Source organism: Bradyrhizobium sp. HKCCYLS1011, from assembly GCF_051167795.1.
Classification (GTDB): domain Bacteria; phylum Pseudomonadota; class Alphaproteobacteria; order Rhizobiales; family Xanthobacteraceae; genus Bradyrhizobium.
In genome coordinates this window covers 17,296-28,076 of the sequence record NZ_JBNPTT010000019.1, presented here as the reverse complement: position 1 = coordinate 28,076, position 10,781 = coordinate 17,296, and the positions used below count along the sequence as shown (strand labels likewise).

Sequence of the window (10,781 nt, the reverse complement as noted above, 5' to 3'; positions counted from 1 at the left end):
GGACCGGCCGGTAACGCGTTTGAAAGTCCCGAAAATTCCGTTTCGGCCTCAATTGAGGCGACGGCGCGCCTGAAACAAGGCGGGGCGGCGGCAATTTACAGCTAAGGAAGCATTAACCATTCCCGTGCTTGGCTGGGGCGGCCGCGGCTTCACGACGAATCCTGCGCGGTCCGATTGCCCGAGACGCCTGCCGAGACGCCTGCCATGACCCCTGACCTGCACCGGATCGAATGGATGCCTTCGCCCCCGCTTGTGCCCGATGATGGGCCGATCAGCCTCGACCAGCTCAGGCGGATGACGCTGGGCGACCGCGATCTGGAGCGCGAGGTGCTCGACATGTTCGCCACCCAGGCCGACCGAATTCTCACGCAATTGATGGCTATGCCGGACGATGCCAGCGCGCTCGCCCATACGCTGAAGGGCTCCGCCCGGGCGATTGGTGCGCTCGCCGTAGCCGATGCCGCGGAGGCACTGGAGACCGCCATTCGCGGGAGCGAGCCGAGTCACGCCCTGGCCTTTGCGCTGGCGGAGCTGGATGCAGCCGTTGGCGAGGCCCGCATGGCGATTGCGGAAATGCTGGCCGCGTTCTGACGCCAGCCGCAAGGTCGGAAGCCATCCCAAGACCGGCACTAGGGACCGGCACTAGCGCGGAGCGGGTCGACCCGTTATAGGACAGCCCGACTTCATCCCTCCGCAGCATCGAGCAAACATGGCCAAGATTACCTTTGTCGACCATACCGGCGAATCCCGAACCGTGGAGATCGAGAACGGCGCAACCGTGATGGAAGCGGCCATCCGCAACGCCATCCCCGGCATCGAGGCCGAATGCGGCGGCGCCTGCGCCTGCGCCACCTGCCATGTCTATGTCGACGAAGCCTGGCGCGAGAAGGTCGGGCCGCCGACGCCGATGGAAGAGGACATGCTGGACTTCGGCTATGACGTGCGGCCGAACTCGCGCTTGTCGTGCCAGATCAAGGTGTCCGACGAACTCGATGGTCTGGTCGTCGCGACGCCTGAGCGTCAGGCCTGATCCTTCGGCTCGACCCATCTCTGCGGCATCCCCAAATTCGTGCCCACCTAGGCCACTGGCTTCGTGATCGCTACGCCACGGCGGCTCCACGGGCGCAGGGCCTCGATGAGCCCGGCGGGCAGTGGTGTGGGTCGGCGCGTCGCCTCGTCGATCAGCACCATCACTGCAGTGGCCGAAGCGACGCAGCGAGCTTCGGAGAACACGACCTGCTCGCAGGTGACTGACGTACGGCCCAACTTCACCACCCCTAATCCGAGCTCGATCGTGCCCGGCCAGCGCAGCTCGGCACGGAAATGCATATCGAGCCGCACCATGATCCAGGCGAGCCCCTCCCGGGTCAGACCATGTCGCGGGTCCTTCATCAGCGTCACCCGGCCGGTCTCGAAATAGGTTGCATAGACCGCATTGTTGACGTGCTGATTGGGGTCGAGATCGCCGAAGCGCACGTTGTCGGTGAGCCGATAGGGAAAGTCCTCCAGATCAGGCGTCTGGTCGTGGCGGGCGGTCTCTGTCACCAATTGATCTCCATCATTCACGCTCTCTTCAAAGCTCGCTACGCCGATGGCCGCAAGTCGGGCGCGGGCGGGGGCCGGCTTTTCTGCCTTCCCTGACCACGCCGCCTTGGCTACACATGCGGAACCGCCACCTGCCGCGATGCCTGTGCGGCGTCCCAACGAGAAGAGCGATATGAGCGAAACGATCAAGACTGATGTGCTGATCATTGGCGCGGGCCCTTGCGGACTGTTTGCCGTGTTTGAACTGGGGCTGCTCGATATCAAGGCACATCTGATCGACATCCTGGACAAGGTCGGCGGCCAGTGTGCCGAGCTCTATCCGGAGAAGCCGATCTACGACATTCCGGGCGTGCCGATGGTCACGGGGCAGGGCCTGACCGATCAGCTGATGGAGCAGATCAAGCCGTTCCATCCGACCTTCCATCTCGGCGAGATGGTGGAGAAGGTCGAGAAGATCGGCGATCCCGGGTTTCGCATCACCACCGATGCCGGCAAGGTGTTCGAATGCAAGGTCGTGGTGATCGCGGCCGGCGGCGGCTCGTTCCAGCCGAAGCGCCCCCCGGTGCCTGGCATCGAGGCCTATGAGGGCACGTCTGTGTTCTACGCCGTGCGCAAGATGGAGCAGTTCCGCGATAAGAATCTCATCATCGTTGGCGGCGGCGATTCCGCGCTCGACTGGACGCTCAATCTGCATCCGATCGCGAAGCGCATCACGCTGGTGCACCGGCGCGACGATTTTCGCGCCGCGCCCCACAGCGTCGAGCAGATGCGCGCGCTGGTCGCCTCGGGCAAGATGGATCTTCGGATCGGCCAGGTCACCGCGCTCGAAGGCGCTGATGGCGTACTCACGGCAGCCACCCTCAAGGGCAATGACAACGCGGTCGAGACGATCGCCTGCGATATGATGCTGCCGTTCTTCGGGCTGACAATGAAGCTCGGGCCCGTCGGCGATTGGGGCATCGAGCTCGAGCACAATCTGATCCCGGTCGAGACTTCGGCGTTCGAGACCAGCGTGCCCGGCATCTTTGCGATCGGCGACATCAACACCTATCCCGGCAAGATCAAGCTGATCCTGTGCGGCTTCCACGAGGGCGCGCTGATGGCGCAGAAGGCGCACCGCTACGTCTATCCGGAGAAGCGCCTGGTGTTCCAATACACCACCTCCTCATCGAGCCTGCAGAAAAAGCTCGGCGTGAACTAAGTCCCCGCGACTGGAACTCATTCCACCGAATTGTAACGGGATGTTTCCAACGGCGTGCGATTTCCACAACCGCGCAAGACCTGCTATGGGCTGGCACCATCCTCGAAATGGCCGTACTCTGCGGCCATTCGCTTTTGCGGATTGGTCAAGGTGAGATGATGATGCTGACAGCGTTTCCCCGGCTCCGGTCGATGCCTCGTGTCGCGGCATTTGCCACGCTCGCTTTCCTGCTCGCCGGCGCATTGGTTGCGCGGCCGGCGCTGGCCGCCGAGCCTTCCGCCGCCGGCCTGTGGCAGAAGGTCGAGAACGGTGAGCCGAAGCTCTATGTGCTCGTTGTCGATCACAATGGCGTCTTCGAAGGCGTGATGGCGAAACTGTTTCCGAAGCCAAACGATGCGCCGAACCCGACCTGCGCCAAATGCACCGACGATCGCAAGAACGCGCCCTGGCTCGGCATCTCCTTCATCCGCGACATGAAGCGCGATGGCCTCGTCTATGAGGACGGCAACGTACTGGATCCTCGCGACGGCAAGATCTACAGCGCCAAGATGACGCTCAGTCCCGACGGTCAGACGCTGACCCTGCGTGGGTATATCGGTATCTCGCTGCTTGGCCGGGACGAGACCTGGGTGCGCTTGCCTGACACCGCGCTGGCGCAGATCGATCCTGCAATCATCGCGAAGTACCTGCCGCCGCCCCCGGGCAGCCCCGCCGCGGTAGCAGCGAAGCCGCCGGCGGCCACGATGGGCAAGAAGAAGTAGTCGCACTATCAAACGCTCAGATCGTCGCAGGCTCTTATCGTTGACGCTGCCAAACGCCCCGCTTTTCCAGAGCGCAGCAAGGGACAGAGTTTGCGCGAGGCATCGCCGCGACGAGCAGAGATAGACGCCTTCATCAAGTAGCCTTCGGGGAGTCCGAGCACGGGCTCCCCAGCACATAGGCGGTCTCTCGCGACAGATAAGATCTGGATTGCTCTGCCGATGCCCAAGGGCTTCGGCGGGCAGGTTGCTACGCTCGTAGCAGCGTGTTTGTTCGGGGCTCTGAGCCTACTGCGACAGCTTAACGAAGTCCGGAAACTTCAGCTTCCCTTCGGCGATCGCCTGCGGCCACACCGTGACTTGCTTGCCGTTCTGCCATTGGAACACGAGGCCGGTGATAAAGCCGGGGCCCGACTTGAGCCCGTGGGTGAATTCGTCGTCCTTGCCGTAGAAGGCGATGCGGCCGATGGTGCCTTCGTAGTTGGTCTTCTCCATCTCGGCGACCATCTTGTCGGGATTGGTCGAGCCGGCGCGCTGGATTGCCTCGGCGATGATGTAGACATCGTCATAGCCGGTGTAGCCGGTATAGGCCGGCGGCATGCCGAACTTTGCCTTGAAGGCTGAAGCGAACGGCTTGGTCTTCGGCGTCACCGCGACTTCAGACGTGGCCACCGCGAGCGAGGGGATACCCTCGGCGGCGCCATTGGTGTCGCTCCAGAAGGTCGGGCTGAACGCCTGGGCACTGATGCCGAACATCGGCACCGGCACCTGCTGGTTCTTCCACTGCACGGTTGGCTGCACGCCGACATGGGAGATGCCGGTGACGATCACGTCCGGCTTCTTGGCTTCGATATTGTTGAAGATCGGCGTGAAGTCGGTGGTGTCAGGCGAGAAGCGGATGTGCTCGAGCACGTTCAATCCGGCCTTCGGCAGACAGGCCTCGTAGCCGATGTCGAGCGGCTTGGTCCAGGCTGCATCCTCGCTCATGATCGCGGCCGACTTGAACTTGAGCTGATCGGCCAGGAGATCCTTGGCGGCATCACAGACGAGCTGCGCCTGCGCGGCCGAGGTCAGATAGCCGTGGAAGGTGTATTTGTTCTTTTCGTAGTCGTTGTGGATCGCTTTCGTAATCTCGTTCGAAGCCGCGCCCGGCGTGATCAGCGGCAGCTTCAGCCGCGCTGCCCAGGGCTCCAGCGCTAGCACCACCTCGCTGATATAGCTCGCGATCACGGCCGACACCTTGTCCTCATTGGCGGCACGCTGGAAGGCGCGCACGGCGTCTGCCGAGGAGGAATGGTCGTCATAGGTGACGATCTCTATTCTGCGGCCCAGCACGCCGCCCTTGGCGTTGATTTCGTCGGCCGCGATCTGCGCGCCGCCCGGCGTCGCGGCGCCCGCGATCGCCTGCACCTCGGCGATCACGCCGATCTTGATCGGGTCGCCGGACTGCGCGTGCGCAGGCGTAGCGAGGCAGAGAGCCGTGGCCAGGACGGCAAGCGGCGGCGAACAGGCATCGAACCGAAGCATGCGTTTCTCCCTTGACGATATTGTTCGTTATGTCGCGCGTATGGAGCGGCGCGCGAGGTCAAGTCTAAGCCGCGCCGGCGCGGCCTGGAAAGCGCATAAGATTGGTTTCAGATGGCTCGGCGGCCTATTGCTGCACTGCGTTCGCAGGCGCAAGCGGCTCGCTTCTGATGTCGGGCTCGGCCGCATCGAGGCTCAGCACTTGCGCTGCGGCGGGGAACGCCGCGTCGGCCATCGCCGCATGGCCCTCGGCCGAGGGGTGCAGCGCGCCGCCATAGACCGCAGAGAGCACGCCCCAGGTGGCATCATGGATGTCGGATGGCTGCATCGCCGCTGGCAGCCCTTGCGGATAGGTCATGGCGGCAAAGTAGCTGTCGTTGGCGTCGCGGATCCAGCGCGCCCGCGGCAGATAGGCGCGATATTCGCTGGCGCCGCGGCCACAAAGCAGGGGCTCGTTGGCGGCGTTGACGATATCAGGATCGAAGCTGTCGCCCTTGGCTGAGAAGCAGTCGCGGTCGAAGGCCGGATCGTTGGCGGAGCGTGCACAGAAGCCGTGATCGGCGAACGCGACCTGATGCGCATCGACGAAGCTCATGCGGTCGCCGCGCGGATCGCGGCAGAGCACGCCGCCCTGGCACTGCGCGAGCGCTTTCAGCGCGGGTAGGAACTCGTTCTCGACAAAGGCGGTGACGTTGGCGAGGCGTTGCGGATCGGCGTTGAAAGACGGGTGAACCTCGAATCCGGCGCGTCCGCCGGGGCAGGGCGTCCCACCGCTGGCGAGCGCCGGATCGCCGTACGAGGTGTAGATCACGTGGCTAAGATCGCCGACCAGGGGCTTGAGCGTTTCCCGCAGCTTGGCAAAACCCTGGGGCAGGTCGCGCATCAGGTCGGAGCGGGAGTCTTCCACCGAGCCGATCAGGCCGGAGCGCTTGAAAATCGTGCGCTCGGTTGGCGTGTCCACGATCACGTCGGAGACGAGGCCGGAGAAATTGATGTCGTTGGCGCCGATCGACAGCAGCACCAGGTCGAGCCGGCGATCGGGCTGGCGGCGCTTGGCTGCGGTGAGCGCCTCGCGCAACTCGGATAGTTGGCCGTTCACCCCGCCCTGGCAGGTGGCCATCGACTTGCTCGGCAGGCATTCGCGCGCCCGCTGGCTGCCGAACAGCCCGTCGGCGATGGTGGCGCCAGTGCAGGCGAGCGGCAGATAGGTGACCGCGATATGCGGATAGCGCACCGCGAGCGCGAGCGCGGTGCGGGTCTGATAGCTGTAGAGCGAGCGGTGGCAGGCCGCATTGAACCAGACCGCGCTGTGGCGCTGCCAGTTCTGCAAGGTATCCGGCGCCTCGCAAGCGCGGCCGCCTTTGAAGCCGGCGCGGCTCGGCCGGTAGTATTGCCCAGTGGCGCCGCCGAGATAGGAGCGGAAGCAGAAGCCTTCGTCGGCCAGCGCAATCGGGCGGTCCGGGTTGCCCTCGCCGGAGGCGATGCTGTCGCCGAGACCGGCGATGAAGATGTCGCGCACCTGGATCCCTGCGGACAGCCGCTGGGCGCCGTCGGCGCTCGAGACATCCACGGTCGCGACGGTCTGGCGGCCATAGCGGACGCGCAGATTGACCGGTTCGGCACAGTCGAAGGTCGAGGTTTGCGGCCCGTCGCCATCATCGAACGACCAGGCACAGGTGGCGCCGACCGGCACCGCGCCGGTGAGCCGCACCGTGATCGGATGGTCGATCGGCGTGAGATAGCTTTCCTTCACATTGTCGCGGGTGCAGGGCTCGTTGACGCGGCCCGCAAGGTCGATGCAGAGCCGGTTGACGATGTTGCGCGCCCAGCCGCGGCCGTCGCTCTGCAGCTCGAGACTTTGTTCGGACGCAAGAATGCTGCGGTCGCGGGCGCTCTCCACGTGCAGCAGGAAGTCGCGCTCCTCGCGGAACAGCCGAAAACGGTTGCGCACCTCCCAGCTGATCTGCATGGGGGCGGCAGCGTCGATCTGCGCCGCGACCGGCAGCGCTGGAATGATGTACAGCGCGGGCGCGAGCAATGCGGCCGCGAGCAACAGGCGGAATGAATCTCGGATCATGGCGCGACGTTTCACGGCAAAGATGGGGCGGAAATAAGAGGACCGCGCGCCAGATCAACCACAGTGAGACGGAGAATTTGAATCAGCGCTGCGACTGCCGTTTCAGCCGCTGCGGCACCCGTGCGGGCGCAGGTGCCGCTGCTGCGTGAGGCGGCGCGGCGCGTTCGGAGATGTCGTTCAGCCGGCGCCGTTCCTGCCAGGGCTCCACGACGTTCATCCAGAGTTCCCGGATCCCCATGATCGAGATCGCGGTGGCAAAGGGGATCACGAAATAGAGCACGCGGAACACCAGCAGGGTGGCGAGCAGCTGCTCGCGCCCGAACTGGGGCAGCGCCACCAGCATCGCGGCGTCGAACACGCCGATGCTGCCGGGCGCATGGCTGGCAAAGCCGAGCAGCGTGGCCAGGATGAACACCACCGACAGCGACATGAAATCGATCGGCGGGTCGGAGGGGACGAGCAGATACATCGCCAGCGCACAGAAGCCGAGATCGACCACGCCGATCAGGATCTGCACAAAGGTCAGCCGGGTCGACGGCAGCATCACCTTCCAGCCGTTCTGGCCGAGCTGGCGGCGGTTCTTGCCCAGCGCAAGCCAGCCGAGATAGGTGAAGATCGCCAGAACGAGCCCGATTCCGATCAACTGGTTCACTGCCGACGGCAGCTGGTCCATGGTGGAAGCGGCGGCCGGATGCAGGATCATGCCGATGCCGAGCACGAAGATGTTGCCGAGCCAGAAGGTCAGTCCAGACAGGAAGCAGATCTTGGCGACGTCGATCGCGCTCAGGCCGTAATCGGAATAGATCCGGAAGCGGATGGCGCCCCCGGTGAAGACCGTCGCGCCGATATTGTGCCCGATCGAATAGCTGGTGAAGGACGACAGCGCCGCGATGCGGTACGGCACGTGCTTCTTGCCGATCGTGCGCAGCGCGAAGAAATCATAGAAGGTCAGGGTACAGAACGCGCCGACCACGCACAGGGCGGCGAGCGCGATCCGTCCGGGCGGAATGTCGGCCAGCGCAGTCAGGATCACGCCGCCATCGACGCCCCGCAGCGTGCGCACCAGCGTCGTGACGGCAAACGCGATGATGGCGAAGCTGGCTGCGATCCCCAGCCGCTTCCAGCCAATCCATTTCTTAAAACCGCGCCCGAGCGCAGTCAGCAAACGCTGCATTCATCCTCCCGGCGGGGCGGCACCACAGATGTGAAGAGGGGCGAAACCATTACTCGATGGCGGGCGGGAATTCCATTACGGAGAGTTCCTTACGGCAAAACACGCCGTTTGTGCAGCCCTTGACAAGCCCGGGTTCTGCCCTCGGACGCGCTTACCCGTCATATGCCGGTCACATAATGTTGACGCCCTTGTTTTGTCGCAATCGCAAGCCCGGCCAACGTCCGGTTGCGCCACGAAGTTCCGTAAGCAGGCCGGCTCGATGTGGCCGCATCGCCGGAACAACCGCCGGAGCCACCGGTTAGCCGAACGCAAACCAGTAAGCGAACGCGACCAGCGATCGGGCCGGGGAGGGGACCCGCCGCGTTCCGAACGCAAGGAGGCGAGGCCATGGGACTGTTTACCAAAGATATCAAAACGATGAACGACCTGTTCGTGCACCAGCTGCAGGACATCTATTACGCCGAAAACCAGCTCGTCAAAGCGCTGCCCAAGATGGCCAGCAAGGCGAGCGATCCGCAGCTGAAGCAGGGGTTCCTGACCCATCTGGATGAGACCAAGACCCATGTGCAGCGGCTGGAGCAGGTCTTCAAGATGCACGGGGTCGAGGCCAAGGCGATCGACTGCCCGGCGATCGACGGCATCATCGAGGAAGCCGACGAAGTCGCCGGCGAGGTTGCTGACAGGGCTGTGCTGGACGCAGCCCTGATCAACGCCGCGCAGGCGGCGGAGCACTATGAGATCGTCCGCTACGGCAGCCTGATCGCCTGGGCCAAGCAGCTCGGCCGCAACGACTGCGCAAATGTGCTGCAGAAGACCCTGGACGAGGAGAAGGCGACCGACAAGAAGTTGACCAGCCTGGCCGAAAGTGCGGTGAACCTGCGCGCGGCAAGCTGAGGCGGCGCCTTGAGATAACTCGGCTGAGGCAAAACGCCGCGCCCCCCGGCGCGGCGTTTTGGCGCCGGACATTTGGCCGCGGCGGATGGACCGCGGCAGCTACGATCACAGTTCGATCAATGTCGAAGCATCCTTGCGCCCGCATGGGCTAATGAGCAGGCCGTCCCTCCAGATCAGGAGTTCCGGCATGAACCGCTTGTTCCTACCAGCAGAAGCTTCGGGGCGTGCTGAGGCGCGCCTGGCCCGACCCTCGCCGCTGGCGAACGCGCTTACGCTCGCCGCCATGAGTCTGGGCTTCGGCGTGGTCCAGCTCGACGTTACCATCGTCAATACCGCGCTCGACAGCATCCGATCCGCCCTCGGCGGCGGTGTCGCCGAACTGCAATGGGTGGTCAACGCCTACACGATCACGTTTGCGGCGTTCATTCTGACAGCGGGCGCGCTCGGTGATCGCCTCGGCGCAAGGCGCATCTTCATGGGCGGATTTGCACTGTTCACGCTCGCATCGCTCGGCTGCGGGCTGGCGCCCGACGCTGTGACACTGATCGCGCTTCGCGCCATCCAGGGCCTGGCGGCGGCCATCCTGGTTCCGAACTCGCTCGCGCTTCTGAACCACGCTTACGTTGATCCGAAGGAGCGCGGCCGCGCGGTGGGCGTCTGGGCCGCCGGCGCCAGCCTCGCTTTGACCGCCGGTCCCTTCGTCGGCGGCACCCTGATCGCACTCGTCGGCTGGCGGGCCATCTTCTTCGTCAATCTGCCGATCGGCCTGGTCGGGCTTTGGCTGACGAAGGCTTACGCCCGGGAAACCCCGCTCCACGCGGATCGCGCGCTCGACCTGCCGGGGCAGATGGCGGCGATCATCGCGCTCGGCGCGCTCGCGGCTGCCGTGATCGAAGCCGGCGCGCGGGGCTGGACGGATCGCGCCGTCCTGCTCGGCTTCGTCATCGCGATCGTCTCCGGCGTTGCATTCGTTTGGCAGGAGGCGCGCAGCCGGCAGCCGATGTTGCCCCTGACCCTGTTTCGCAACCGTCTGTTTTCGCTCTGCGCGCTGGTCGGCCTGTTGGCGAACGTTGCCATCTACGGGCTGATCTTCGTGTTCAGCCTGTATTTCCAGGAGGTCAACCATTTGTCGGCGTTCGCGACCGGGCTCGCCTTCGTGCCGATGCTTGGCGTGGTGTTCCCGGTCAACCTGATCGCGCCGCGCATGGCCGAACGGATCGGGCCACGCGCCACCATCGCGCTCGGTGCGACGCTGTCGGCGCTGTCGTGTCTGGCGCTGCTGCCCATGGCGCCCGGAACGTCCTATTGGGCGCTCGGCCTCCAGCTGATTGGCATGAGCAGCGGGCTTGGGCTCTTGGTGCCGCCACTGACCTCGACCTTGCTCGGCAGCGTCGAGAAGTCACGCTCGGGCCTCGCGGCTGGGGTTTTGAACGCAACGCGGCAGACCGGGAGCGTCATCGGCGTGGCTTTGTTCGGTTCACTGATCGGGCAGCCGGACGCTTTCATGACGGGATTGCGGCTGTCGCTCGTGATCTCCGCCGTCGTTCTGCTGCTGGCGGCCGGAATCATCCGCTGGGGAGGCGCGGCCCACGGCGAGCGATGAGCCGC

10 protein-coding genes are annotated in these 10,781 nt (G+C 64.7%); 6 read left to right on the top strand and 4 right to left on the bottom strand.

What is annotated here, in order from left to right:
* Positions 1–204: 204 nt before the first annotated feature.
* Together ACQR1W_RS39360 and ACQR1W_RS39355 are read left to right on the top strand one after the other, a co-directional pair.
* On the top strand, positions 205–591 hold the full coding sequence (locus ACQR1W_RS39360; RefSeq protein ID WP_434855805.1) for an Hpt domain-containing protein: 387 nt from the start codon (positions 205–207) through the stop codon (positions 589–591).
* 118 nt (positions 592–709) lie between these two features.
* Positions 710–1,030: a 2Fe-2S iron-sulfur cluster-binding protein gene (locus ACQR1W_RS39355; RefSeq protein ID WP_434855804.1), complete on the top strand. Its 321-nt coding sequence runs from the start codon at positions 710–712 to the stop codon at positions 1,028–1,030.
* A 47-nt stretch (positions 1,031–1,077) separates the two neighbouring features.
* Here ACQR1W_RS39355 and ACQR1W_RS39350 read toward each other — a convergent pair whose 3' ends face one another.
* A complete protein-coding gene (locus tag ACQR1W_RS39350; protein WP_434855803.1) occupies positions 1,078–1,545 on the bottom strand; it encodes an acyl-CoA thioesterase in 468 nt (155 codons plus the stop codon).
* Between the two features lie 172 nt (positions 1,546–1,717).
* Here ACQR1W_RS39350 and ACQR1W_RS39345 point away from each other — a divergent pair, with 172 nt between their 5' ends.
* Together ACQR1W_RS39345 and ACQR1W_RS39340 are read left to right on the top strand one after the other, a co-directional pair.
* Positions 1,718–2,746 (top strand): NAD(P)/FAD-dependent oxidoreductase, encoded by a 1,029-nt coding sequence (locus ACQR1W_RS39345; RefSeq protein ID WP_434855802.1) that lies wholly within the window; start codon positions 1,718–1,720, stop codon positions 2,744–2,746.
* A gap of 161 nt (positions 2,747–2,907) precedes the next feature.
* Entirely contained in the window at positions 2,908–3,507 is a 600-nt protein-coding gene (locus ACQR1W_RS39340) for a DUF2147 domain-containing protein (RefSeq protein WP_434855801.1), read from the top strand.
* A gap of 285 nt (positions 3,508–3,792) precedes the next feature.
* Here ACQR1W_RS39340 and ACQR1W_RS39335 read toward each other — a convergent pair whose 3' ends face one another.
* From ACQR1W_RS39335 to ACQR1W_RS39325, 3 genes are all read right to left on the bottom strand, one after another.
* Positions 3,793–5,031, bottom strand: a complete 1,239-nt coding sequence (locus ACQR1W_RS39335; RefSeq protein WP_434855800.1) for an ABC transporter substrate-binding protein — start codon at positions 5,029–5,031, stop codon at positions 3,793–3,795.
* Between the two features lie 124 nt (positions 5,032–5,155).
* Positions 5,156–7,105 (bottom strand): hypothetical protein, encoded by a 1,950-nt coding sequence (locus ACQR1W_RS39330; protein ID WP_434855799.1) that lies wholly within the window; start codon positions 7,103–7,105, stop codon positions 5,156–5,158.
* 82 nt (positions 7,106–7,187) lie between these two features.
* Positions 7,188–8,279 (bottom strand): lysylphosphatidylglycerol synthase transmembrane domain-containing protein, encoded by a 1,092-nt coding sequence (locus tag ACQR1W_RS39325; RefSeq protein WP_008970368.1) that lies wholly within the window; start codon positions 8,277–8,279, stop codon positions 7,188–7,190.
* Positions 8,280–8,666: 387 nt separating this feature from the next.
* On the opposite strand from ACQR1W_RS39325, the gene ACQR1W_RS39320 reads away from it, so the two are divergent.
* The gene (locus tag ACQR1W_RS39320) at positions 8,667–9,173 is read left to right on the top strand and encodes a ferritin-like domain-containing protein (protein ID WP_434855798.1); all 507 of its coding nucleotides are present in this window, start codon (positions 8,667–8,669) and stop codon (positions 9,171–9,173) included.
* A 187-nt stretch (positions 9,174–9,360) separates the two neighbouring features.
* Positions 9,361–10,776, top strand: a complete 1,416-nt coding sequence (locus ACQR1W_RS39315; protein WP_434855797.1) for an MFS transporter — start codon at positions 9,361–9,363, stop codon at positions 10,774–10,776.
* Positions 10,777–10,781 lie beyond the last annotated feature (5 nt).